This window comes from Pseudoneobacillus rhizosphaerae, from assembly GCF_917563885.1.
Taxonomy (GTDB): Bacteria; Bacillota; Bacilli; order Bacillales; family Cytobacillaceae; genus Pseudoneobacillus; species Pseudoneobacillus rhizosphaerae.
This window is the reverse complement of sequence record NZ_CAKJTG010000021.1, coordinates 61,595-83,190: the sequence shown is the minus strand read 5'-3', so window position 1 is coordinate 83,190 and position 21,596 is coordinate 61,595. Positions and strand designations below refer to the sequence as shown.

25 protein-coding genes are annotated in these 21,596 nt (G+C 36.4%); 16 read left to right on the top strand and 9 right to left on the bottom strand.

The window, feature by feature from the left end; all coding sequences use genetic code 11:
- The 3 genes from LRP83_RS16855 to LRP83_RS16845 form a co-directional block, all read left to right on the top strand.
- A partial coding sequence (locus LRP83_RS16855) for an aldehyde dehydrogenase family protein (protein ID WP_230497862.1) occupies nt 1-293 on the top strand: 293 nt, incomplete at its 5' end.
- An 82-nt stretch (nt 294-375) separates the two neighbouring features.
- A complete protein-coding gene (locus LRP83_RS16850) occupies nt 376-1,578 on the top strand; it encodes an ornithine--oxo-acid transaminase (protein ID WP_230497861.1) in 1,203 nt (400 codons plus the stop codon).
- A gap of 119 nt (nt 1,579-1,697) precedes the next feature.
- A complete protein-coding gene (locus LRP83_RS16845) occupies nt 1,698-2,942 on the top strand; it encodes a Glu/Leu/Phe/Val family dehydrogenase (protein WP_435531369.1) in 1,245 nt (414 codons plus the stop codon).
- A 49-nt stretch (nt 2,943-2,991) separates the two neighbouring features.
- On the opposite strand, the gene LRP83_RS16840 is transcribed toward LRP83_RS16845, so the two are convergent.
- Entirely contained in the window at nt 2,992-3,222 is a 231-nt protein-coding gene (locus tag LRP83_RS16840) for a DUF378 domain-containing protein (protein ID WP_230497859.1), read from the bottom strand.
- 148 nt (nt 3,223-3,370) lie between these two features.
- Here LRP83_RS16840 and LRP83_RS16835 point away from each other — a divergent pair, with 148 nt between their 5' ends.
- The 3 genes from LRP83_RS16835 to LRP83_RS16825 all read left to right on the top strand — a co-directional run bounded on the left by LRP83_RS16835 (nt 3,371) and on the right by LRP83_RS16825 (nt 6,558).
- Nucleotides 3,371-4,534 (top strand): iron-containing alcohol dehydrogenase, encoded by a 1,164-nt coding sequence (locus LRP83_RS16835; RefSeq protein ID WP_230497858.1) that lies wholly within the window; start codon nt 3,371-3,373, stop codon nt 4,532-4,534.
- A gap of 158 nt (nt 4,535-4,692) precedes the next feature.
- The gene (locus LRP83_RS16830; protein WP_230497857.1) at nt 4,693-6,045 is read left to right on the top strand and encodes a glucose-6-phosphate isomerase; all 1,353 of its coding nucleotides are present in this window, start codon (nt 4,693-4,695) and stop codon (nt 6,043-6,045) included.
- A 108-nt stretch (nt 6,046-6,153) separates the two neighbouring features.
- Nucleotides 6,154-6,558, top strand: a complete 405-nt coding sequence (locus tag LRP83_RS16825) for a YugN-like family protein (RefSeq protein WP_230497856.1) — start codon at nt 6,154-6,156, stop codon at nt 6,556-6,558.
- 61 nt (nt 6,559-6,619) lie between these two features.
- On the opposite strand, the gene LRP83_RS16820 is transcribed toward LRP83_RS16825, so the two are convergent.
- Nucleotides 6,620-7,375, bottom strand: coding sequence for a potassium channel family protein (locus LRP83_RS16820; protein WP_290369571.1), 756 nt, complete (start codon nt 7,373-7,375; stop codon nt 6,620-6,622).
- A gap of 336 nt (nt 7,376-7,711) precedes the next feature.
- Between LRP83_RS16820 and LRP83_RS16815 the strand changes: the two genes are divergently transcribed.
- From LRP83_RS16815 to LRP83_RS16805, 3 genes are all read left to right on the top strand, one after another.
- Nucleotides 7,712-8,365, top strand: coding sequence for a transglutaminase domain-containing protein (locus tag LRP83_RS16815; protein WP_230497854.1), 654 nt, complete (start codon nt 7,712-7,714; stop codon nt 8,363-8,365).
- A gap of 34 nt (nt 8,366-8,399) precedes the next feature.
- Nucleotides 8,400-8,594: a hypothetical protein gene (locus LRP83_RS16810; RefSeq protein ID WP_230497853.1), complete on the top strand. Its 195-nt coding sequence runs from the start codon at nt 8,400-8,402 to the stop codon at nt 8,592-8,594.
- Nucleotides 8,595-8,677: 83 nt separating this feature from the next.
- Entirely contained in the window at nt 8,678-8,809 is a 132-nt protein-coding gene (locus tag LRP83_RS16805) for a YjcZ family sporulation protein (protein WP_230497852.1), read from the top strand.
- Nucleotides 8,810-8,867: 58 nt separating this feature from the next.
- Here the strand turns inward: LRP83_RS16805 and LRP83_RS16800 are convergent, their stop codons facing one another.
- Nucleotides 8,868-9,041: a hypothetical protein gene (locus LRP83_RS16800; RefSeq protein WP_230497851.1), complete on the bottom strand. Its 174-nt coding sequence runs from the start codon at nt 9,039-9,041 to the stop codon at nt 8,868-8,870.
- Nucleotides 9,042-9,189: 148 nt separating this feature from the next.
- Here LRP83_RS16800 and LRP83_RS16795 point away from each other — a divergent pair, with 148 nt between their 5' ends.
- Nucleotides 9,190-9,954 (top strand): TraR/DksA C4-type zinc finger protein, encoded by a 765-nt coding sequence (locus tag LRP83_RS16795; protein WP_230497850.1) that lies wholly within the window; start codon nt 9,190-9,192, stop codon nt 9,952-9,954.
- A gap of 461 nt (nt 9,955-10,415) precedes the next feature.
- Here LRP83_RS16795 and LRP83_RS16790 read toward each other — a convergent pair whose 3' ends face one another.
- Nucleotides 10,416-10,631 carry a YozQ family protein gene (locus LRP83_RS16790; protein ID WP_230497849.1) on the bottom strand — a complete coding sequence of 72 codons (216 nt, stop codon included), beginning with the start codon at nt 10,629-10,631 and terminating at the stop codon, nt 10,416-10,418.
- Between the two features lie 57 nt (nt 10,632-10,688).
- Entirely contained in the window at nt 10,689-10,940 is a 252-nt protein-coding gene (locus tag LRP83_RS16785) for a sigma-G-dependent sporulation-specific acid-soluble spore protein CsgA (protein ID WP_230497848.1), read from the bottom strand.
- A 241-nt stretch (nt 10,941-11,181) separates the two neighbouring features.
- Between LRP83_RS16785 and LRP83_RS16780 the strand changes: the two genes are divergently transcribed.
- On the top strand, nt 11,182-11,727 hold the full coding sequence (locus LRP83_RS16780; protein ID WP_230497847.1) for a hypothetical protein: 546 nt from the start codon (nt 11,182-11,184) through the stop codon (nt 11,725-11,727).
- A gap of 58 nt (nt 11,728-11,785) precedes the next feature.
- Here the strand turns inward: LRP83_RS16780 and LRP83_RS16775 are convergent, their stop codons facing one another.
- On the bottom strand, nt 11,786-12,319 hold the full coding sequence (locus LRP83_RS16775) for a YceI family protein (protein ID WP_230497846.1): 534 nt from the start codon (nt 12,317-12,319) through the stop codon (nt 11,786-11,788).
- A 169-nt stretch (nt 12,320-12,488) separates the two neighbouring features.
- The gene (gene chrA, locus LRP83_RS16770) at nt 12,489-13,670 is read right to left on the bottom strand and encodes a chromate efflux transporter (RefSeq protein ID WP_230497845.1); all 1,182 of its coding nucleotides are present in this window, start codon (nt 13,668-13,670) and stop codon (nt 12,489-12,491) included.
- A 376-nt stretch (nt 13,671-14,046) separates the two neighbouring features.
- On the opposite strand from chrA, the gene LRP83_RS16765 reads away from it, so the two are divergent.
- Nucleotides 14,047-14,754 (top strand): response regulator transcription factor, encoded by a 708-nt coding sequence (locus LRP83_RS16765; RefSeq protein ID WP_230497844.1) that lies wholly within the window; start codon nt 14,047-14,049, stop codon nt 14,752-14,754.
- Nucleotides 14,744-16,147, top strand: coding sequence for a sensor histidine kinase (locus LRP83_RS16760; RefSeq protein WP_230497843.1), 1,404 nt, complete (start codon nt 14,744-14,746; stop codon nt 16,145-16,147). The genes LRP83_RS16765 and LRP83_RS16760 overlap by 11 nt, the downstream gene beginning before the upstream one ends.
- Before the next feature lie 26 nt (nt 16,148-16,173).
- On the opposite strand, the gene LRP83_RS16755 is transcribed toward LRP83_RS16760, so the two are convergent.
- Nucleotides 16,174-17,067 carry an ABC transporter permease subunit gene (locus LRP83_RS16755; protein WP_230497842.1) on the bottom strand — a complete coding sequence of 298 codons (894 nt, stop codon included), beginning with the start codon at nt 17,065-17,067 and terminating at the stop codon, nt 16,174-16,176.
- Nucleotides 17,064-18,020, bottom strand: a complete 957-nt coding sequence (locus tag LRP83_RS16750) for an ABC transporter permease subunit (protein ID WP_230497841.1) — start codon at nt 18,018-18,020, stop codon at nt 17,064-17,066. The genes LRP83_RS16755 and LRP83_RS16750 overlap by 4 nt, the downstream gene beginning before the upstream one ends.
- Nucleotides 18,021-18,247: 227 nt before the next feature.
- Between LRP83_RS16750 and LRP83_RS16745 the strand changes: the two genes are divergently transcribed.
- The 3 genes from LRP83_RS16745 to LRP83_RS16735 all read left to right on the top strand — a co-directional run bounded on the left by LRP83_RS16745 (nt 18,248) and on the right by LRP83_RS16735 (nt 21,581).
- A complete protein-coding gene (locus LRP83_RS16745; RefSeq protein ID WP_230497840.1) occupies nt 18,248-19,492 on the top strand; it encodes a S1C family serine protease in 1,245 nt (414 codons plus the stop codon).
- 210 nt (nt 19,493-19,702) lie between these two features.
- Nucleotides 19,703-20,608: a peptidylprolyl isomerase gene (locus tag LRP83_RS16740; RefSeq protein ID WP_230497839.1), complete on the top strand. Its 906-nt coding sequence runs from the start codon at nt 19,703-19,705 to the stop codon at nt 20,606-20,608.
- Nucleotides 20,609-20,696: 88 nt separating this feature from the next.
- On the top strand, nt 20,697-21,581 hold the full coding sequence (locus tag LRP83_RS16735; protein ID WP_230497838.1) for a hypothetical protein: 885 nt from the start codon (nt 20,697-20,699) through the stop codon (nt 21,579-21,581).
- The last annotated feature ends 15 nt before the right edge of the window (nt 21,582-21,596 follow it).

The window sequence follows — 21,596 nt, the reverse complement described above, 5'->3', positions numbered from 1 at the left end:
GACCAGTTGTTGGTATCTGCAAGGCTAATGATTTTAATCATGCAATTGAAATTGCAAACAACACAGAATACGGCTTAACGGGTGCAGTAATCACACGTAACCGTGAGAAAATCCAACAAGCACGCGAAGATTTCCATGTTGGAAACCTATACTTCAACCGTGGTTGTACAGGCGCAATCGTTGGCTACCAACCATTTGGAGGCTTCAACATGTCCGGTACAGACTCAAAAGCAGGTGGTCCAGACTACCTACTACAACATATGCAAGGAAAGACAACTTCTGAAATGTATTAGTGCTTTAAAGGGATGGGGGACAGTCCCCCACCACTTTAAAGGGGTAAAGAAAAGCGATTAATGAAAGGGAGGATATAAATTCATGACAGATTATTTGAAATCAACTTCAATTATTGAACAGACGGAAAAGTTTGGTGCGCCAAACTATCATCCGCTACCGATTGTTATTTCCAAGGCTGAAGGGGTTTGGGTGGAAAATCCTGAAGGGCAAAAATATATGGATATGTTAAGTGCATACTCCGCTGTTAACCAAGGGCACAGGCATCCTAAAATTATTCAAGCACTTAAGGACCAAGCAGATCGTGTAACTTTAACTTCACGCGCCTTTCACAATGACCAACTTGGACCATGGTATGAAAAAATTTGTAAGCTAACTAATAAAGAGATGGCACTTCCAATGAATACGGGTGCTGAAGCAGTTGAGACTGCTATAAAAGCCGCTCGTCGTTGGGCTTATGATATAAAAGGTGTAGAAGATAATCAGGCTGAAATTATTGCTTGTATTGGAAACTTCCATGGACGTACGATGACAGCTGTTTCCTTATCATCTGAGGCAGAATATAAGCGTGGCTTTGGTCCAATGCTTCCTGGAATTAAATTAATTCCGTATGGCGACCTTGATGCTTTAAAAGCGGCGATTACACCAAATACAGCTGCATTCCTAATTGAACCAATTCAAGGTGAGGCAGGAATTGTCATTCCAGAAGAAGGCTTCTTAAAAGCAGCGTCAGAGCTTTGTAAGACTAACCAAGTCCTTTTCATAGCAGATGAAATTCAAGCGGGATTAGCTCGATCTGGAAAAATGTTTGCATGTGACTGGGAAAATGTTGAACCTGATATGTATATTCTAGGAAAAGCACTTGGCGGTGGGGTATTCCCAATTTCTTGCGTTGTTGCAAACAAGGAGATTCTAGGTGTCTTTAATCCTGGTTCACATGGATCAACTTTTGGTGGAAACCCTATGGCATGTGCTGTATCGATTGCAGCAATGGATGTCTTAGTAGAAGAAAATCTAGCTGAACGTTCTCTCGAATTAGGAGAATACTTTGTAAGTAAATTAAGAGAAATATCGAACCCTATCATTAAGGAAATTCGTGGTCGAGGTCTCTTTATCGGGCTAGAGCTTCATGAACCTGCAAGAAAATATTGTGAAGAATTAAAAGAGGAAGGATTGTTGTGTAAAGAAACACATGACACAGTAATTCGTTTTGCACCTCCTCTAATCATTACAAAAGATGAACTAGATTGGGCAATTGAGCGTATCCAAAAAATTCTTACTAAATAAACATGTTCAAAAGGGAAATTAAGCTCTATAATAAAATATGGTAGTATAATATTTTCATTGGACAATGAGGTGCCATTATGGGGACAGTTGGTGTATCAGAGATGAAAGATGACAAACAAATGGAAGAGTCATTAAATTTGTTAACTTCTACACAGGTAGTCATTAATGAAGCATTATCAAAGCTTGGTTACAATCAAGAAATGTATGAGTTATTAAAAGAACCATTAAGAATGCTAACGGTTCGAATTCCAGTTAGAATGGATGATGGGTCCGTAAAAATTTATACAGGCTATCGTGCACAGCATAATGATGCAGTAGGACCAACAAAAGGTGGGGTTCGTTTCCACCCAGAAGTGGATGAAGAAGAGGTTAAGGCATTATCTATGTGGATGAGCTTGAAGTGTGGAATTGTTGACTTACCATATGGTGGGGGAAAAGGTGGAATCATTTGCGATCCACGTACAATGTCTATGGGTGAGCTAGAGCGCTTAAGCCGTGGGTATGTTCGCGCAATTAGCCAAATTGTTGGACCAACAAAAGATATTCCAGCACCAGATGTGTATACAAATTCACAAATTATGGCTTGGATGATGGACGAATATAGCATTCTTCGTGAGAACGATTCCCCAGGATTTATTACAGGTAAGCCTATTGTGCTTGGGGGTTCACAAGGTCGTGAAAAAGCGACTGCTCAAGGTGTTGTCATCTGTATTGAGGAAGCAGCAAAAAAACGTGGTATTGAAATTCAAGGTGCTCGCGTAATTGTTCAAGGCTTCGGAAATGCAGGGAGCTTTTTAGCGAAATTTATGCATGATGCAGGTGCAAAGGTTATTGGTATTTCCGATGCATACGGGGCGTTATACAATCCAGACGGATTAGACATTGATTACTTACTTGATCGACGTGATAGCTTTGGTACAGTTACAAACTTGTTTGAAAATACAATTACAAATGCAGAGTTGTTAGAGCTTGATTGTGATATTTTAGTACCAGCGGCTATCTCAAATCAAATCACGGTAAAAAATGCTCATAACATCAAAGCAACGATTATCGTAGAAGCAGCAAATGGACCTACTACCCTAGAGGCAACAAAGATTCTTACTGAACGTGGTATCCTTCTTGTTCCTGATGTATTAGCAAGCTCTGGTGGAGTAACAGTATCATACTTTGAGTGGGTTCAGAATAACCAAGGTTATTATTGGAGTGAAGAAGAAGTTAATGAAAAGCTCCAAAAAATGTTAGTGAAGTCCTTTAATAATGTATACGATACAGCGCAGCAACGAAATGTGAACATGCGTCTAGCTGCCTATATGGTAGGCGTTCGCAAAATGTCAGAGGCTGCGCGTTATAGAGGCTGGGTATAATATAAAAAAATAATCCTTGCAGATAACTGTCTGCAAGGATTATTTTTTATTATCGACCTTCTGTTTCCGGTACTCTTTCATCATACCGTTCTCTTACTAGGAACAGTAAACCAAGATTTATTAAACCTGCTAGCCCTACCAGGCTATAAATGATTCGAGTGAGAGCTGTGTTATCACCAAAAAGTGATGCGACTAAATTAAACCCAAAAAAGCCAATCAAGCCCCAGTTTATAGCGCCAATGATAGTAAGTATTAATGCAAGTCGTTGAATCATGCTCATATAATTGCCTCCTAAGAAGTAAATTCCCTATTAGAATGGTTTAAAAAATTTATTTTATGCATTAATAAATGGGTTTTAAAATTTAAAGGCTCACCTTTTGCAAAATAATAGTATTTATTTCATAATAAATTTGAGGAGTGTGATAAACATGCAAAATTTTACATATTGGAACCCAACAAAATTGATTTTTGGTAAAGATCAAATTGAACAATTGAAAACAGAAATTCCGCAATATGGTACTAAGGTTTTACTTGTGTACGGTGGTGGAAGCATTAAACGTAACGGTCTATATGATCAAGTAATATCCATCCTAAAGGATTTAGATGCTAATGTTTTTGAGTTACCTGGCGTGGAGCCAAACCCTCGAATTTCAACTGCGCGTAAAGGAGTTGAAATATGCAAAAGGGAAGGAATTGATTTTATTCTTGCTGTTGGTGGAGGAAGCGTTATTGATTGTACTAAGCTTATTGCAGCAGGGGCTAAATATGACGGAGACGCTTGGGATTTAGTTGTGAAAAAGGCTTTCGCCGAGGAGGCACTTCCTTTTGGTACGATTCTAACATTGGCCGCTACAGGATCAGAAATGAATTCAGGTTCTGTCATTACGAATTGGGAAACACAAGAAAAATATGGCTGGGGGAGTCCATTTACGTTTCCAAAATTTTCAATACTTGATCCGACCAATACATTTACTGTTCCAAAAGATCAAACCATCTATGGAATAGTTGACATTATGTCGCATGTATTCGAACAATATTTTCATATTGGAGAAAATACGTTGTTACAGGACCGTTTTTGTGAATCAACTTTACTAACGGTAATGGAAGCAGCATCAAAGTTAGTCAATGATTTGGAAAACTATGAACTGAGAGAAACTATTCTATATTGTGGAACAATTGGCCTTAATGGAATGCTGTCAATGGGCTCTCGTGGTGACTGGGCTACACACAATATCGAACATGCAGTCTCAGCTGTTTATGACATCCCACACGGAGGTGGATTAGCGATCCTTTTCCCTAATTGGATGAAGCATTCGCTGAATGAAAATCCATCAAGATTTAAACAACTAGCTGTTAGAGTTTTTGGGATAGATCCAACCGGGAAATCGGATGAAGAGGCAGGATTAGAAGGAGTCGAAAAGCTTCGTGAATTTTGGTCCAGTATTGGAGCACCTAGTCGGTTAGCTGACTATGAAATTGACAATACTAAATTGGAAGAAATGGCAGATAAAGCAATGGTAAACGGAGAATTTGGTAATTTTAAAAAGCTGAACCGTGAGGATGTTTTAGAAATTTACAAGGCTTCACTCTAAAAAATTTTGCTAATGCTCCACTTTTTTACGGTGGAGCATTTTTTTGTAGAAAATTGCTCATAATTGAACGCGCTTACATAAAGGGCTAAACCTTGATTATCATTTCTAGTTTGTATAAAGTGATAATGATACTAAAATAAACGGAGGTTCATAAATAGATGACACACGTTCGTTTTGATTATTCAAAAGCTTTATCTTTTTTTGGAGAACATGAACTTACATATTTACGTGATTTTGTTAAAGTTGCTCACCACTCTTTACATGAAAAAACAGGTGCAGGAAGTGACTATTTAGGATGGATTGATCTTCCCGATGAGTATGACCGGGAAGAGTTTGCACGCATTCAAAAATCAGCTGACAAAATTAAATCAGATTCCGATATCCTACTTGTTATTGGAATAGGTGGTTCTTATTTAGGAGCACGTGCAGCCATTGAGATGCTTCAGCATAGCTTTTACAATGCTTTACCAAAAGAAAAGCGTAAAACTCCACAAATTTTATTTGTTGGAAACAATATTAGCTCCACCTATATGAAGGACTTGATTGATCTTTTGGATGGAAAAGATTTTTCAATTAATGTTATTTCTAAATCGGGAACAACAACAGAACCAGCGATTGCCTTCCGTCTCTTCCGTAAATTACTAGAAGAGAAATATGGAATAGAAGAGGCTCGAAAACGCATCTATGCCACAACTGACCAAGCAAGAGGCGCATTGAAAACATTAGCGACTGAAGAAGGATTTGAATCCTTTATTATTCCAGATGATGTTGGTGGACGATACTCTGTATTAACAGCAGTTGGTTTACTTCCAATTGCTGTAAGTGGAGCAAACATTGATGAAATGATGAAGGGAGCTGCACAGGCACGCGAGGAATTTAGTGAATCTGAGCTAGAGGATAACATTGCCTATCAATACGCAGCCGTTAGAAATGCTCTTTACAACAAAGGCAAAACGATTGAGATGCTAATTAACTATGAACCTGGATTACAATATTTCTCTGAATGGTGGAAGCAATTATTTGGTGAAAGCGAAGGGAAAGACCAAAAGGGAATTTTCCCTGCTTCTGCTAACTTCTCAACTGATCTTCATTCACTTGGTCAATATGTCCAAGATGGTCGTCGTGATTTGTTTGAAACAATTATTAAAGTTGAAAATCCAAGACATGAGTTAGTGTTAGAAGAGGCAGCAAATGATTTAGATGGCTTAAACTATTTAGCAGGAAAGACCGTTGATTTTGTTAACAATAAGGCGTTTGAAGGTACACTGCTTGCCCATACAGACGGAGGCGTACCGAACCTTATCGTTTCAATTCCAAAGATGGACGAATATACATTTGGATACCTAGTTTATTTCTTTGAAAAAGCCTGTGCAATGAGCGGCTACCTACTTGGTGTCAATCCATTTGATCAACCAGGGGTTGAAGCGTATAAAGTGAATATGTTTGCTCTACTAGGCAAGCCAGGTTTCGAAGAGAAGAAGGCAGAGCTAGAAAAACGTTTAAATTCATAATAAAAAAGAGTGCGGATATTTTCTTTTTCGCACTCTTTTTCTTTTTCTCCCTCATTAAAAACCTAATAGTGGAGAAACTATAAGCAAAAAGGGAAATGAGGGAAGAGTATGATTGAAATTTCATCTACAATTGTAGGAAAGCATTATGATCTTTATAAACTGGAACAGATATTAAAGCCCATTGGATATAGCATAGGTGGAAATTGGGATTATGATCACGGTTCTTTTGATTACAAAATAGATGATGAAGAAGGTTATCAATTTTTAAGAGTTCCATTTAAGGCGATTGATGGACAGCTTGATTCCCGTAACTGTACAGTGGAACTACAAACACCGTTTTTATTATCTCATGTATATGAATCAGGAATTGATCATGACCATTCTGAAATAGGAAATGCGTCTGCCGCCTTCAACCAATTCCAAGAACCTGTAGACAAGGATGGAACATTCCCAGAAAAAGATATTGCTAAAGGGAAAGAATTAGTAAAAGAACTCGAAAGTGCACTTGAATAAAATAACTACACTACATAAAAGCACTGGGAATCCAGTGCTTTTTAATGTGTCGAAGAAAGTCTCAAAGTTTGTCTAGTATATTTTTACTTACAATCTGGTTCGTTTCTATGATGATATTTGCACCAGCTCGTCTAGCATTCTCAACTTGTTCCGAGGTTAAAATTTCGATGACACAAGTTATTTCAGGGCATAACCCTTTTATGGCGAGTAGGGCCAAAATACTATTCATGTCTGCCTGGTATTCATCCTTATGCTGGTCTGCAGTTATTAATATTTTTTTAGCGGACTTTAGATTGGCCTTTAGCAATACCTCATCCTTTGAGGGACGACCCTGCAAAAAATGGACTGATTTTCCAGGTAATGGATTCTCATTTAACGTCTCATCAATTAAGACGATATTTTTATACTCAACATTATTGATTATTGATTCGATAATTTCTCTGGATCGCTCATTCCATCCAATAATGATGATATGCCCTCCTCCGTGAAAGGTAAGCTTCCCTTCAACAAAATGATTTTGTTTGGAAATGGCTGAGGTTGCAAGGCTGATAAAATAAGTCGAAATAAAACCTGCACCAATGAAGATAAGGACAATACCTACTAATCTCCCCATAAAGGTTTTCGGAACAAAATCGCCGTATCCAATTGTAGAAGTGGTAATAATAGCCCACCAAATACCATCAAACAAGCTAGTGAAATTATTCGGCTCAATAAGATGGATAATCCAGCCAAACAATAAAATAAGAGTTATTGCTATTAGTAATATTCTAAGCAAAGGAGGGAGCCGTAAAAAAAAGATGTACAAAGAATGATGCATGGTTCACCACCTAACGAAAAGATTCTGTCTTTAATAGATAAGTACGTATATCTTTTTTGACTTTGAAAGTTGTCCATCCAGTCCATACGCTGCTAAACGGGCGCTTATGCTTTTCTTATTATGAACAATAATTGGAATTTCTAATGAACTTGATTTGTTAAAATAAAAATTGACAAAATAGTGACTAAAAAGTGGCGAATTCGTGAACAAAAGTTGTATAATATTTAATATCTGAATATATGAATATTCTAATTCGCCCAATTAACACTATACAAATACTATTTAGTTTAACAATAGTTCTTTTATTAAAATACCATAAAGGATCGGAGGATTAACTTGAATAGAAAATGGATTATCATCACGATAACATTAACTTTATTGATTGGTGGTTTAAAAGCCTCACCAGCATTCGCTTCCAATGGAGACTTGTCTCAAAGCCTACTTCAAAAGTTTAGTTTATTTAGAACAAATGAGCACTTTGCGTTTACTAGGATAGTTAACTCCATTCTTTCCTTTACAGATGTTAGCGAATATATTCTTCCAAGTAAACTTGTTCAAAGTCATCATCCAGAAATTCAACAGCTTGCTACTGAGTTAACGCTGGGATTGAAAACAAATGAAGAAAAATCTAAAGCTATTTTTAAATGGGTGGCCACCAATATTTCTTATGATGCGGAATCGTATTTCCGTGATCCATCAAACCCTAGGTACTATTCGTCACTAGAGACTCTAAGAGATAAGCAGGCTCTATGCTCCGGATATGCTAATCTTAATGCTGCTCTACATCGTTCTATTGGGATTGAAGCAAGAGTAGTGTATGGTGAAGGTCATGCCTGGAATGAAGTGAAAATATCAAACAGCTGGATAGAACAAGATCCTACCTACGCATCCGGGGGATTAGACATGATTAATAAATCATTTATTCCACAATTCAACGAACAATATTTTTCTTCTGTTGATTTAAGAAGAGAAGGTATATTTCCTTGGTGACCCCCTGACTAATTTATCAGGTGGGTTTTTATTTTTGATTTTTTTCGTAAACTTTGTTGTCCGAATCAGTGGCTTATTCGGACAGCTTAGGTCCATTCAAGGGGGATTGCGTCTGAATCGGGGTCTCATTCGGACAGCTTTGGTCCATCTAAGACTAATCGAGCCAGAATCAGATCGTAATCTACGAAAAACAACTAACTTTACAAAAATAGCCTTATTTTTCAATTAAATTCGAAAATACCCTAACCAATTTAGGTGTCCTACATATATTAATATGGAAATGGTTTTCTATATTAAAGGAGGTGTAGTTAAATGTACGGGTTTGGATACGGCGGCGGCGGCTGTGGCTATGGATACGGCGGCGGTCAAGGATATGGTGGAACATTCGTATTAATCGTAGTATTATTCATCCTTCTCATTATCGTTGGTGCTTCTTGGGCATAATGGAAAAATAAAAGATTAAAGGGGCTTAAAAACTCCCCTTTAATCTTTTTTTTGCATTTTATCCCTTTAAGTTGCGGCCAGTTGCTCCAACTGATTTATCAGTATCTTCTTGATTATTGTAGTTCTCATCGTTTATTCCAGGAGTTTGCTGGGAACCATTTGTACCCCCAATATAAACAGCTTGATGTTTTTTTTGTACCTCACGAAATTTATCGAAGTCTTGATTTACCATATGGGAATCTCCTTTAGAAGAATTATTTATCGTTATTCTTTGCAAGAGGACCATTTCTATCCTAAAAATTTATTTGAATGTTAATTGCAGGTAACGGAACAATAAAAATATATAGGTTTATAGCTGAGATATTGAAAGGGGTAAAAAAATGCTTTCATCACAGAAACTTTCAGAATTAAAGGCGTATTTATTGGATGAAAAAAGTCGTGTAGAGGAAAGTTTAAAACAAAACGACAACTTCGGTTTAGATAGAGGACACTATCATGAATCCATGGGTGAATTATCAAGCTATGACAATCACCCTGCTGATGAAGGGACAGCGCTTTTTGAGAGGGAAAAGGATATTGCCTTAGAGGAACATGCTAAGCTTGAAATAGCGAATGTAAACCATGCCTTAGAGGCAATTGAAAAGGGGACTTACGGTAAATGTGAGGTTTGCGGGGGCGAGATACCAATTGAGCGCCTTGAAGCATTACCAACGACGACTTATTGTAAGGAACATAGTCCAGATCAGCATATTTCACAAAAACGACCACTTGAAGAAGGCGTTTTAATGCCCCCGTTTGGTAAGTTTGATATGGATGAAAAAGATGAAAATGTTGGTTATGATGCAGAGGATGCATGGCAGGAAGTAGCATCATGGGGCACATCCGAAACACCATCTGATTTTGCAGACCCCCATGGCCATTATAATGATATGAACATTGAACCAGATGAGAATATTGGTTATGTGGAAGATTTTGAAAATTTTGTTGGAAACGATTTGTATGGAAATAACATTACAGTTTATCCAAATACTCAACATGAAAAATATGAACAAGCCTTAGATGAAGAAGGAATAATGACTGCCTTTGGTGATTTACCGGCGTATGAACATGATCCTTATGTTGAGAAGGATAATGACAAAAAGTAAAATAAAAAACAGCTTTCCACTAAAAGGTTAAACCGTTCCGTTTTGAGGTGCATAACGTATAAATGACAATGAAAAAGGCGTGCAATCTGACAACAGATTTGACACGCCTTTTTCATTTATTAAAGTTCTTTGCCAATAAAGAGTGAACCTCGGAGGATCTAGATGGTGGAATTAGGCAAGGTTTAATAGATAAGCGAAGAAAATTCCCTTAATTACGAAATAGCACAGAAAATAGGTTATATAGACGGAAGGATTCCGACTATTTACACAAAAAACGTCAAAATGGGGCATTTTGCATTGCTTGATCGGAAAATCTCCGCTTAATTTAACTACACTGGTAAAGATTAAGAAATGAAAAGGAAAATGGCATACATCGATTCGTATGCCATTTCTGATAATGTCAATTTCCGTTATGCACCTCAAAACGGAACGGTTTACTAAAATGAGGAAGCAGTTTTTTACTACTTTTCCTTTAATTCATCTGGCACAATGGCAATATTTTTGCCATTTACGTCTCCAATAAGGGAATCAACTTCCCCTACCATATAGGAATCACTTACTTGCTCGTGAGAAGTAGCTAGGCCAGAAGATAGCTGATCATTTCGTTTATAATCTTCAACCTGATAATCCCTTCCAGCGAGTTTTAAATTATCATTGTTCGGTGTATCCTTCTTCATTCGTTTCACTCCATTTGAAAAATATTGTGGGCATGTTCGAGCTACACATTTAAAAAATTAATACAGTAATTCAAATACTTCGTTCAACTCATGAGCGCGTTTTTCATCCTGCTCATCCTTCGCGTATTGAATTTCATCAGGAAGAATTTTATTGAGGAAATCAATTTCCTCTGGCGATAGGTCTCTAACAAACTTTCCCTCAGATGTGTACTGTTGCTGTTTTACTTTTTCATAAATTTTCTGACCAATCGAATACTGATCCGTATAGTTTGACAATGTCTCTCTTAAATATCCTAATGTTTGGTCCATAAACTCACATCCAATCAATTTAAATAGGATAACAAAGACCTCCTTATTTTTAATTAAAATAGGCAGGATTATACAACCTTTTAGCGCATTAAAGCATCGGGGGACAGTCCCCGACTCCTTTAATGCGCTAAAAGGTAGCTATTACTAATAAAATGTTCATGAAATAAGCTCTTTATCATATTTTAGTATTAACATGGTTTAAATTGTAAAATGCAAAAGAGATTTTAGAGGGGGAATAAGTGTGAGGCGAGTTACGGTTTTATGTTTAGCTTTCTTTTTATTCATTTTCTCAAGTTCGGTTTTTGCGAATTCAAACCATTTTCTGAATGATTTAGAAGAAAAACTTCAAACAGAAAATGCCTACTATCATAAAAACACGGTTGCCTTTGAAGAGACCCTTTCATTTCAAGGGGAAGTTACTAAGGTAATCAAACAAGATGACCCAAAAACGGAGGCAAATGAACAGGAACTCGAGAAGTATCAAGCAAATCTCATAGTCGGATTGGCAAAGTTTCAAGAGATTCGAGGGAATCTTTTTACTTTTGATAAAAAGGAATTGTACTTTTATGATGCGGACAAAGGAGAATTTTTAACAAGTCAAAACGTGATTCAAAACAAACAAGCAGAAGATTTCTTTCAGCAATACATGAAATCTACTGGAACAGAAAAAAGCACATTTACCGAAATACTCATAGCATTGTTAATGCTTATCTTGATTTTTGTCCCTTGGTTAATTGCTTTAATACAAGGAAAACGGATGCCTGAATTTAACATTTATCGGTATTAACATAAAAATAAAAACCCTTTATTCATCGGAATAAAGGGTTTTACTATTGTATTAGAAATTAAGCTTCTTTTGCAGCTTGAATCACTAAAGTTACTTTAATTTCATCTCCAACTAGAACTCCACCTGTTTCTAGAGCAGCATTCCAAGTAAGGCCAAATTCGCTACGTTTGATTTTGCCTTCAGCACTAAATCCAACCTTTTCATTTCCCCATGGATCTTTTCCTTGACCTTCAAAAGTGACAACGAAAGTTTCTGGACGTGTTACACCATGAATAGATAAGTTACCTGTTACATCGTATACGCCTTCACCAGTTCTCACAATATGAGTAGAAGCAAAAGTCATCGATGGATGATTTTCAACATCAAAGAAATCGCCAGAACGTAAATGATTGTCACGATCAGCATTACGAGTATCAACACTTGATAAATCCACATTAAACTCGATAGTTGCTGTTGTTAAGTCAGTCGGATTTGCTTCAATGGATGCAGTAAAGCTATTAAAAGCTCCATTCACCTTCGCGAACATCATATGTCTAACAGAAAATTCAACGCTGCTGTGTGCAGGATCTAAAGCCCATTTAGTATTTGTCATTTTGTATTCCTCCAATAAAATATAATTTGATTTCGGTTATCTCAAATTCGAGATACGTGACCTTGAGATAAATTATATGATGGGATTATCGTAATGTCAACACAATAAAAAATAATTTTCAGTAAATCAATCGGAATAAAAAATAAAGGTAAGCATAAAAATGCTTACCTTAGATAATCGATATAAGGAATCCTCCAAAAGCACCAGTTAGCACAACAATCCACGGTGGTGTTTTCCAAAAAGCAAGCATATTGAATAAGAATGCTGCTAAAGCAAAATCAGTGGAAGATAGAATAGAACTTGTCCAAATTGGACCATAAAAGGATGCAATTAAAATTCCAACTACGGCAGCATTAACCCCACTAAAAGCGCCATTAATTTTCGGATGGTTTCTTAATGCATTCCAAAAAGGTAACGTACCAAAGATTAATAAAAAGGCAGGTAGAAAAATAGCGAAAGTGGCAAGAAGCCCACCAAACCACCCCTTCATGGTACCACCTACAAAAGCAGCAAATGTAAACAATGGACCTGGTACTGCTTGAGCCGCTCCATATCCAGCCAAGAAAACTTCCTTACTAATATAACCTGTTGGGACAAACTCTCTTTCTAATAATGGTAAGACAACGTGTCCTCCTCCAAAAACAAGAGCGCCAGCTCGATAAAAGCTATCAAACATATATAGCCACTCAAAAGCTGTGATTTTTGCTAAAATAGGAAGGAATATGAGTAGTCCAAAGAATAGTACTATACAGGTATAGGCAAAAATACGGGAAATGGGTACATGAGTCATTACTCCGCTCCCCTTATCCTTATTCTTGAAAAGGTAGTAACCAACTCCTGCAGCTATAATAATTATTCCTACTTGGGATAAGGCTGTTTGCCATAGCAATGTCCCAATTAAGGCAAACAAGGCAAGTGCTTTTCTCTGAATATCAGGGGTTAATTTTTGGGACATCCCAAGGATTGCGTGGGCAACAACGGCCACGGCTACAATTTTTAAGCCATGAATGGCATCGGTCTCTACTACTTCATAGCCTTGAAGAAAAAGTGCAAATAATATTAAAACTATAACTGAAGGAAGAGTAAATCCGAGAAATGCCAAGATTCCGCCTGCGATTCCACCCCGAATAACCCCTATGCCAATGCCAACTTGACTGCTAGCTGGTCCAGGCAAGAACTGGCACAAAGCAACAAGATCTGCATAGCCTTTCTCGTCCAACCATTTCCGTTTACGAACATATTCTTCATGAAAATAGCCTAAATGCGCAACAGGTCCACCGAATGAAGTAAGTCCTAGCCTAAAAGAAACAAATAAAATTTCTAGTAATGATTTGACCGTGATTTTTCCCATGAAATCCCCTCCAACTAGTAAAAGTTCTACTCCAATGAATATTATTATTTATTTTAACATAGGTAACTGGGGGAATTAGGTTCATTATTTCAATTATGAAAAAACTATGACCAAACCTGTAAGAAACGATTAAAAAAGCGTAAATGAGTTGATATTCTGTCCAAATCATCATTTAATTTAAATAGAAAGCCTTTTCGCAGAGATTGTTGTTTCTCGAACTTGTGTTAATTCCCGTATATAATTTAGGTTTCGTGCTCTTTTCCTTGTTCAAGAAGATGCCATCCTCAACAGGATTTGAGGTTTTTATTAGTTTCAAACAGCAACAAAAATTACGAAAAGAGCTAAATAGAAAGCAGTTAAAGAGGTGCACATATAAATGAGAATTTTAATGATAGAGGATAATGAAAGTGTTTGTTCGATGGTGGAGATGTTTTTTTCAAAAGAAGGGATTAGCGGTGAATTCGTAAACAATGGGCTAGACGGTTATAGCCGTTTCAAGGCAGAAGAATGGGATCTACTTATCATTGATTGGATGTTACCTGGAATGGATGGGGTTAGTCTATGTCGGAAAATAAGACAAGAAAATAATTCGATTCCGATTATCATGCTAACTGCAAAGGATAGTGAATCGGATCAAGTATTAGGATTGGAAATGGGTGCCGATGATTATGTAACGAAACCTTTTAGTCCGCTTGCCTTGATGGCAAGGATTAAGGCAGTTGCTCGGAGATACAATAAATCTAACTCGGATAGCCTGGAATCTTTCGGTATAGAGTCGAAATTTATTAAAATTAATAAAGAGACTAGAGAGGTTTTACTAAATAACGTCCCAATTCCCAACTTAACACCAAAGGAATTTGAATTACTATATTATTTTGTCCAGCACCCCCGTCAAGTGTTTTCAAGAGACCAGCTACTAGAAAGAGTTTGGGGCTATCAATTTTATGGGGATGAACGGACCGTAGATGTACACATTAAGCGATTACGGAAAAAAATTGGGACGCCAACACAGCCATTTTTCCATACAGTGTGGGGAGTTGGCTATAAGTTTGATGAATCTTTGGTAGAAACGAATGAAAATTAAGTATATTTATCAGCAATTTTTAAGTCATATTAGTATTATCATTGTTGCATTCCTTATATTAAGCTTGTTATTTGCTCATTATATTGAAAATTTAGTCTATCAAAACAAGGTGGAAGAACTGACTTCATTTGGTCAGAATGTAATAAATGATTTTCAAGATCCAAGGATTAACCCGGATGATATTTTGGTACAGTATCATAATGTTTTAAGTGGTAGAAATATTCTATTAAGTGTTTTTGACCAAAATGGAACAATCCTGTTTCCGCGTGAGCGAACAGGACCAAGGTTTAAAATCACGGTGGAAGAATGGACCAAAATCACCAAGGGTGAAACCGTTGTAGTAAAACAAGACCTAAAACGGTTTGAACAAGATGTATCGTTAGTGGCCTTACCTTATTTGGTGGATGAACAGCTAGTTGGCGGAATCCTACTTACATCACCGATAAGTGGTTCAAGAGAAGTCATCTCACAAATTAACCAATATTTATTCTATACTGTGTTAATCGCATTGGGAGTGTCATTTTTATTAAGTTTGGTGCTTTCACGTCTTCATGTCAATCGAATAAAACGAATTCAAGAGGCAACTTCATTAGTATCTGCAGGTGATTATACGGTTAAAATTGCCTCTTCAAATTTTGATGAAATCGGCGAATTAGCAGAGGACTTTAATGACATGGTTGCTAAGCTAAACGCTTCAAATGAAGAAATAGAGAGCCTTGAAAACCGCAGAAGACAGTTTATGGCCGATGTTTCACATGAACTTAGAACCCCATTGACAACGATTAGTGGAGTTATTGAAGGATTAAGAAACAATATGATTGCTGAAAGTGAAAAAGAAAAAGGGATACAGCTTGTGAGTAAGGAAACGAAAAGATTAATAAGGCTTGTTAACGAAAATCTAGACTATGAAAAAATTAGGTCAAACCAAGTCCAACTCATGAAAGAGGACATTCAATTATTAGAAGCCTTTGAAATTATTAAAGATCAATTAGACATGTTAGCGGAGGAAAAAGGGAATCAATTACTTATTGATGTCGATGAAGTTGTGATGGTACATGCTGATTATGATCGTCTTGTGCAAATCATTATGAATATTTCCAAAAATAGTATACAGTTCACTGAAAATGGAATAGTTTGGTTAAGAGGACGAGAAGGAGACAAAGAAACGATTATAGAAATTGAGGATACAGGGATTGGGATTAGTCCTGCGGAAATTGAAAATATTTGGCGACGATTTTATAAAGCAGACATCTCAAGGACTACTAATCCCTATGGTGAATTTGGTTTAGGACTTTCAATCGTTAAAAAACTTGTCCAGTTACACAATGGAGAAATAGAAGTTACTAGTGAACCTAACAAAGGGACAAAATTCACAATAAGAATACCTATTTAAAAAAGTCGCAGAGCTCTGCGACTTTTTTAGCTAAGGAACCTATATTTCTTTTTATACCAAATTTTAATTCCTTCACTTAGTAAATAGAAGGTGATAATCATAAACGAAATAAACAACACAGTAGAATATGGAATCCATGAATGGGTCCACATATCTCTCATGATGGTTTGCAAGAATCCTGGATAAGCAATCGATGTATTATTGGCTAAATAGCCTCCACCTAGTTGTGAAATGAAATCCCTACTAATAAATATTTGTACAACTGCAAGCTGAGCCATTAAAAATAATACTCTAGCAAGATCAGATACAAAATTTTGGATTAGTTGGGGCCTTAAATGTGGAAAGTAATGCCTCATTAAAAGTCCTTTGCTAGTTGTCCCACTTGTAATGGCTGCCTCAATAAATTGGTTGCCAGATAGGTGGACAATTTGGCTTCTAATCATTTCAGCTACTCTGCCAACTTCAACAATAGCGATAATAATTAAAAACCAGAAGAATAGATGTTTAGAAAAGTAAATGAACGGAATCCCTAGAAAAAGGGCCACTAAGAAAATCGGTGGAATGAAGGATAATAAGTAATTCCAACCATTCAGAATCCTTAATAGTACTTTTGAGAATACAGCACCTGCACCTAAAGGGATGGCTAAGAGGTATCTTAACGCACCAGCACAAAAAACAACGAGTAGTGTTTCCTTTGTTCCAATCACGAGTAAGCTTAGTAGGTCACGACCCTTATTGTCAGAGCCCAGCCAGTTAACTTTACCTGGTGGATATGGCGGGATATGTATTCCAGATTCGTCCTTTCTCATAATCTCCTCCTTTAGCTCGCTATCAATAAAAGGTAGAGAGGGTCCAACCATTGCAAATAATAACAGAAAGAAAAAAAAGATACATCCTACGACTAAAGGGATATTTCTCATGCCGTTTCCCCCATTCGTTTTTTATCTAATATATAGATAGAAATATGACTAATGATATGAACAATTAAAATAAATAAGGTGAAAATGAGCGTAAAAGCAATTGCCATATTAGCAAGTCCTAAATCTCGTCCACCACCAACATAAACCATGGCTCCAGGAGTTACGGCGCTAAAGAAATAATAACCAGCCCCTTTATACCCCATAAATTTTTCGATAATAAATAGATTGGATAACATGTACAAAGAGATTGTGCTTAAATTGGTCAGAATCGTAATCCAGCAATTCCAGAGAACATGAAGATAGAGGATTTTATTATACGAAATACCCTTTGATCTGGCTGTTCGAATATAGTCTTTTCTTTCCTCAGCTTCAAAGCATGTTGAAACCACCTTTGAGATGTAAAAAAGGGGATAAATCATCAAATAGATAATGGCCATAATGAAATTATCAACTTTGTCACTTCCGAAAACATCGACATATGGAAATAGTCCGATATCGTATAAAAACATGAGCCCTAATTGCAGTGATATGACGATAAAAAAGTCAGGAATAGATAAGAAAAACCAGGTGCTTCCTTTACCAAAGATTGTCCATCTACTACTTATGGATAATCTGTAGTCAATCATTCCTTTAAATAAGCCAAAAATAAATCCTAGTAATAAAGCTAATAGGACAATCATGAAACTTTTTGGAATCGATTCAACTAAAATATCTTCGATTGTGTAATAGGAATTATAATTTCCTAGTGACTTGTTTTCTTTTATAAAAGTAAAAAAATCTTTAAAAGATTGCATATGTTTTTCAAAGGAATAGACATAATGGGCATCCTGAAATACTCCGGCCTCAGTTGTATCGTAGGTTACATCTCTTGGCATTAAAATAATTACAATGATAAATAAAGACGCTATCAGCCATGTAATGACACTTTTAACTATTTTTTTCGTTAAAATCAACGATTGTCCCTCCTTGTGCTTCTCTAGTATGCTGACATCTTACATTAATTCAACAAAAAACTGTCGAAATCCTTTCGGAAATTGAAGTGATTTGGTAAAAATTCCTTATTTCCTTCTCTGAAATTTCTAAGTCTCGTAAAAGTTTGTTCATAATTTGGTCATACCTTTTGGCTAAAATAAGGATATTAGAAGGATACGAGAACGAATAAATAAAGGAGGAAATAAAAATGAATGACTATAATGACTTACAGCAAAACCAAAGTCGATACGAGGAAACGATACAAGAGAAAAAGAGTTCAGCATCAAAATTTAAGGGATTTGTAAGCTTAGTCGCAGCAGGTATGATTGGCTCTGTACTTACCTTAACGGTGATTCCACAAACGGATTTTTTTCAAAAAATGTATCCAGTAGCAAATAATGAGTCGGGAGAAGCCTTAACCAATGTGACGGATAAGTCTACAATTACACCAATCCAAACTTCAACTAAAATGACTACAAGTGGTTCTCTTGCTGACATCGTTGAGAATGCTTCAAAGGCGATTGTAGGAATTACAAATATCCAAGATCAAAACGATTTTTTCTCACGAAATACACAAGCTGTTGAAAGTGGTTCTGGCTCAGGTGTTATTTTTAGAAAGACTCCTGAAAGTACTTATGTGATAACCAACAATCACGTCATTGAAGGAGCAAAAAAAATTGAAGTGTCTCTTTATAACGGTGAAAAAACAACAGCTGAATTAGTAGGGGCAGATGCCTTAACTGACTTAGCGGTTATAAGAATTGACTCGAAATACGCAACATCCATACTGGAGATGGGGGACTCGTCTATACTTCGACCTGGAGATCAGGTGCTAGCTATAGGAAATCCACTAGGTTTAGATTTGTCTCGTACAGTTACACAAGGAATTGTTAGTGCAATAGACCGTAGCATACCAGTTTCAACATCAGCGGGTAAGTGGGAACTAAATGTTATCCAAACGGATGCCGCGATAAATCCTGGAAATAGCGGTGGAGCCTTAATCAATACTAACGGACAATTAATTGGTATTAATAGCTTAAAAATATCGGTAAGTGGCATTGAGGGATTAGGATTTGCAATTCCAAGCAATGATTTACTACCAATTGTAAATGAAATCATCGAAAATGGGGAAATAGAACGACCGTATATAGGTGTTAGTTTGGCGGGTCTTGACGAAGTTCCAAGAGAGTATTTACAAAGCCTTCCAAACTCAGTTGTTGATGGTGCGATTGTCACCTTTGTTGATCCAAATTCTACGGCAGACTCAGCTGGTATAAAACAGGAAGACGTAATTGTTTCGATTAATAACGAGGAGATTAAGAACCCTGGGGATTTAAGAAAGTATCTTTATTCCAAAACAAAAGTGGGAGAAAAGGCTACCATAAAATTATATCGGAATGGAAAATTGACTACAATCCAATTAACACTCAAAAGTAACGATCGAACAGAATAAATTGAAAGCTGGGATGAAAGGAAGCAGATCATTTGGCTTCCTTTTTTTATTGTCCAGAGCCTCTTATACTTGTTTGGGCTGTAAAAAATTTAGTGCCATTTTTCCGTGACCAAGGGGCTTCCACATTTCTTAATAGGCTATTCAAAACTTGTTAATAGTTTGTTCATATTTAATCGGTAAGATAGATACATGCAAAAAGGGGGAAATGAATTGGATAATCAGAATATAGTTTCAAAAAAGGGAACAGTTAAAACCATTTATCTAACTACTTTGCTTGTCGTTCTCGTAGCTGCAATTATAATTAGTATTTTATTATTAAAAAATAATGTGGTTGCAAAGGTAGGTAGTGAGACGGTTAGTAAAGAGGAATTAAATGAGTTGCTAGTGGAACAATATGGAACAGCTGCTTTAGATACATTAATAACAAACAAAATGATAGAGCAAGAAAGTAAAAAAGAAAAAGTAACGATTACGGATGAAGAAAAAGCTTTTGAACTACAAGCACTTATTGATACTTATGGCGGAGAAGATGCGTTCAATTCAGCTCTTGAAGAAAACGGCATGAAAAAGGCAGATATTGAGAAGGAAGTAAATCAGTATATAACGATTAAGAAATTATTAGAACCAAGAATTAAGATTACTGATGAAGAAGTAAAAACGTATTTTGAAGAAAACAAAGCCTCATACAATGAGCCCGAACAAGTTAAAGCAAGTCATATATTGGTAAAAGATGAGGCAACTGCAAAGGAAGTAAAGAAAAAGCTCGCTAAAGGAGAAGACTTTTCAAAGTTGGCAAAAGAATACTCGACTGATACTTCTAATGCAGAAAATGGAGGAGACTTAGGTTATTTTACAAAAGGTGATATGGTAGCTGAGTTTGAGCAAGTAGCTTTTACTTTAGCAGAAAATAAAATCAGTGACCCTGTTAAATCTGAATTTGGTTACCATATTATTCAGGTTCACGATAAAAAGGCTGCTAAGGATGCTGTTTATGAAGAACATGTAGAAGAAATACAAAAGACATTATTTGATGAAAGAATCCAAGCCGAATATACAACTTGGATAAAAGAATTAAAGGAAGATTATGAGGTTGAAAATTTATTAACCAAAAGTTAAAGGTATTGCAATAGTTTTTTCATAGTTTATTCATAATAGTTGGGCATGCTATCTCTGTAAATAACTGAACCATTAAGGAGGATTTAGGATGTTAAAGAAAAAGTTTTTAGGCTTGTTGGTAGCAGGCGCGTTATTTGTTGGTGTTGTTGGGACTATTCCAGTTTTTGCAGCCATAAATAACACTACTACTCCAGATGAGGTTAAAGTAAGAGAGTATAAGCATGGCCACAAACGAAGTATAGAAGAGGATGCCGAATTTCTTAAAAAGGAGGCAGAAAAATTAGGTATAAAAACAGAAGGTAAGGATCATGAAACGTTGGCTAAAGAGGTTCGTTTAGCCCATTTGAAAAAACATGCGGAAAAGTTAGGCATATCAACTGAAGGTAAAGATGCAGATTCCTTAAAGGATGAAATTATCCTAGTCTATCTAAACAAAAAGGCAAAAGAATTAGGTATTTCAACTGAAGGAAAAACTGTGGATGCATTAAAAAAGGAAATATTTGAAACTCAAGTAAAAAAAGAGGCAAAAGAATTAGGGATATCGACTGAAGGTAAAAAGCTAGAAGACTTAGCCAAAGAAGTAGGAGAAGCGCAACTTAAAAAAGATGCCAAAGAGCTTGGAATTAGTACAAAAGGAAAAGAACTTAGTGAACTATCGCGTGAGGTGTACGAAGCCCAAATTAAAAAGCAAGCAAAGGAATTGGGAATCACAACAGAAGGTAAAGAGCTACGTGATTTAGCTCATGAAGTTTGGGAAAAGCGAGTCCTAAAGGCAGCAGAAAAACTTGGAGTTGATACAAAGAATAAGAGTACGAGAGAAATATTCCATGAAATAATGGCAAACCATTCAGATAAAGTAAAGGAAATGGACCTTTTCCCTCATAGAGGTCATCATCATGGACTTTTTAAAAGACACCATAGCGACAGTCATCACCATGGAGACCATAAAGGTCACAAAGATCAGCACAACTAGAATCACGAAGTACAA

What these genes read in the sequence shown, in the direction of transcription:
- LRP83_RS16850 (WP_230497861.1), top strand. Translation starts at nt 376, where the DNA reads ATGACAGATTATTTGAAATCAACTTCAATTATTGAACAGACGGAAAAG.
- LRP83_RS16845 (WP_435531369.1), top strand. Translation starts at nt 1,698, where the DNA reads ATGGAAGAGTCATTAAATTTGTTAACTTCTACACAGGTAGTCATTAAT.
- LRP83_RS16840 (WP_230497859.1), bottom strand. Translation starts at nt 3,222, where the DNA reads ATGAGCATGATTCAACGACTTGCATTAATACTTACTATCATTGGCGCT.
- LRP83_RS16835 (WP_230497858.1), top strand. Translation starts at nt 3,371, where the DNA reads ATGCAAAATTTTACATATTGGAACCCAACAAAATTGATTTTTGGTAAA.
- LRP83_RS16830 (WP_230497857.1), top strand. Translation starts at nt 4,693, where the DNA reads ATGACACACGTTCGTTTTGATTATTCAAAAGCTTTATCTTTTTTTGGA.
- LRP83_RS16825 (WP_230497856.1), top strand. Translation starts at nt 6,154, where the DNA reads ATGATTGAAATTTCATCTACAATTGTAGGAAAGCATTATGATCTTTAT.
- LRP83_RS16820 (WP_290369571.1), bottom strand. Translation starts at nt 7,375, where the DNA reads ATGCATCATTCTTTGTACATCTTTTTTTTACGGCTCCCTCCTTTGCTT.
- LRP83_RS16805 (WP_230497852.1), top strand. Translation starts at nt 8,678, where the DNA reads ATGTACGGGTTTGGATACGGCGGCGGCGGCTGTGGCTATGGATACGGC.
- LRP83_RS16800 (WP_230497851.1), bottom strand. Translation starts at nt 9,041, where the DNA reads ATGGTAAATCAAGACTTCGATAAATTTCGTGAGGTACAAAAAAAACAT.
- LRP83_RS16795 (WP_230497850.1), top strand. Translation starts at nt 9,190, where the DNA reads ATGCTTTCATCACAGAAACTTTCAGAATTAAAGGCGTATTTATTGGAT.
- LRP83_RS16790 (WP_230497849.1), bottom strand. Translation starts at nt 10,631, where the DNA reads ATGAAGAAGGATACACCGAACAATGATAATTTAAAACTCGCTGGAAGG.
- LRP83_RS16785 (WP_230497848.1), bottom strand. Translation starts at nt 10,940, where the DNA reads ATGGACCAAACATTAGGATATTTAAGAGAGACATTGTCAAACTATACG.
- LRP83_RS16775 (WP_230497846.1), bottom strand. Translation starts at nt 12,319, where the DNA reads ATGACAAATACTAAATGGGCTTTAGATCCTGCACACAGCAGCGTTGAA.
- chrA (WP_230497845.1), bottom strand. Translation starts at nt 13,670, where the DNA reads ATGGGAAAAATCACGGTCAAATCATTACTAGAAATTTTATTTGTTTCT.
- LRP83_RS16765 (WP_230497844.1), top strand. Translation starts at nt 14,047, where the DNA reads ATGAGAATTTTAATGATAGAGGATAATGAAAGTGTTTGTTCGATGGTG.
- LRP83_RS16760 (WP_230497843.1), top strand. Translation starts at nt 14,744, where the DNA reads ATGAAAATTAAGTATATTTATCAGCAATTTTTAAGTCATATTAGTATT.
- LRP83_RS16755 (WP_230497842.1), bottom strand. Translation starts at nt 17,067, where the DNA reads ATGAGAAATATCCCTTTAGTCGTAGGATGTATCTTTTTTTTCTTTCTG.
- LRP83_RS16745 (WP_230497840.1), top strand. Translation starts at nt 18,248, where the DNA reads ATGAATGACTATAATGACTTACAGCAAAACCAAAGTCGATACGAGGAA.
- LRP83_RS16735 (WP_230497838.1), top strand. Translation starts at nt 20,697, where the DNA reads ATGTTAAAGAAAAAGTTTTTAGGCTTGTTGGTAGCAGGCGCGTTATTT.